The sequence below is a fragment of the Microcystis sp. T1-4 genome (genome assembly GCF_000297435.1).
Taxonomy (GTDB): domain Bacteria; phylum Cyanobacteriota; class Cyanobacteriia; order Cyanobacteriales; family Microcystaceae; genus Microcystis.
This window is the reverse complement of sequence record NZ_CAIP01000215.1, coordinates 1-1,776: the sequence shown is the minus strand read 5'-3', so window position 1 is coordinate 1,776 and position 1,776 is coordinate 1. Positions and strand designations below refer to the sequence as shown.

Below are 1,776 nucleotides of genomic sequence, written 5' to 3'. Positions count from 1 at the left end.
TACAAAATGCGCTCCCGCGAGTGCGACTGCATCGCAGAGAAGTGAGTATATAGAGTATTTATACTCAAAATATTTGAAAGATGGGAGAAATCTAGAACAAAAGTTCTCTACATCAGAAAGAGAACCAAATAAAAATTGATGATTGTTGTCTGTTGAGGTAAAATTATTAAGTTGGAAATATTAATTAATCAAACTGTTCTGCGATGACGAAAAAGGCTGTGACTTTAGAAATTCCTGAATTAATACAATTTTTAGTTCAAGAATTACATGACTTACCCGATGACAGAAAACCAGGAAACAATACCAAATATCAGGTAGAAGATGCAGTTAAGGCGGCTTTTTCGGTTTTTTTTACTCAGTCACCTTCTTTTTTAGAGCATCAACGTTTGATGAAAAGTAGTAAGGGAAAAGATAATGCTTCAAGTTTATTTGGTATCAAAAAAATACCTTGTGATCATCAAATCAGAAACCTGTTAGATCCTATCCCAGCTGCCACAATATTTGGCTCTTTTCAACAAGTCTATCAATGGTTAAAAAAACAGGGAGTTATTAAAAAATTTTTCTACTTAGATGAGGAAATTTTAATAGCTTTAGATGGTACGGAATATTTTTCTTCAAAGAAAATTAGTTGTCCCCATTGTAATTGCCGCAATCCTCGTAATGGAACGACAACTTATTTTCATGGTTGCGTCACGCCAATTGTGGTTTCTCCTGAGCAAAAACAAGTGATTAATTTAGAACCAGAATTTATTAAAAAACAAGATGGGCAGCAAAAACAAGATTGTGAAAATGCGGCTGTTAAAAGATGGTTAGATAAGAATCATCAAAAGAAGTATGGTTATCCTGTAACCCTGTTAGGAGATGACTTATACTCTCGCCAACCTATCTGTGAGTTAGCTCTAAAACAAGGTTATAATTTTATTTTTGTTTGTCTTGAAACTTCTCATAAAACCTTATATGAATGGCTAGAATTTTTAGAAAAAAGTGGAGAAGTTAAAGCCGTAGAAAAGAAACAATGGGATGGAGGAAAGAATCTCATTTATCGTTATCGTTATGTTTCTAGAGTTCCTCTGAGAGAGGTCGAGTCAAGTCTCGAAGTTAATTGGTGTGAAGTCACGGTCATTAATGAAAAAACACAGAAAATTATCTATCAAAATAATTGGATTACCAATCATGAAATTACTGAAAATAATGTTGAAAAAATTGTCAAAGCTGGACGCAGCAGATGGAAAGTTGAGAATGAAGGAAATAACGTTCTTAAAAATCACGGTTATAATTTAGAACATAATTTTGGTCATGGTCAAAGTCATTTATGCGAGTTCTTGTTGTCTTTAAATTTACTAGCTTTTTTATTTCATACCGTTTTAGATTTAGTTAATCATACTTATCAAAAGATTCGTGAGTTATTAGTTACTCGCACCAGTTTTTTTAATGATATTCGTACTTTATTAAAATATTTTTGGTTTAAGAATTGGTCAGAGTTTTTCTTGTTTATTCTTACCGAATATGTCCCGCTCAAAAAAATAAATTCTAGTTAAAAATGTCAATTTTTCGAGAGAAGGAAAGATTATTTTATTCATTGAAAAAACCAGAAATTAGGTCAGAATTTCAGCTAAATTTATGAGTTGAGATAAGTTTTTTATGGGCAGATATTTTAAAACTGTCTCTTGAAGCTAATTATGATGATTATCTTGAAAAAAAATGATAATTAGACAGAAGTTCTCTTGTTCACATAGAGAACTTTATCTTCTTTTGTTTTCAAAATGAGAATTGCTG

1 pseudogene is annotated in these 1,776 nt (G+C 31.5%); it reads left to right on the top strand.

From position 1 onward, the window contains the following. Positions 1–203 precede the first annotated feature (203 nt). Positions 204–1,452 (top strand): annotated as a pseudogene (locus tag MICAI_RS13580) (ISNCY family transposase). The last annotated feature ends 324 nt before the right edge of the window (positions 1,453–1,776 follow it).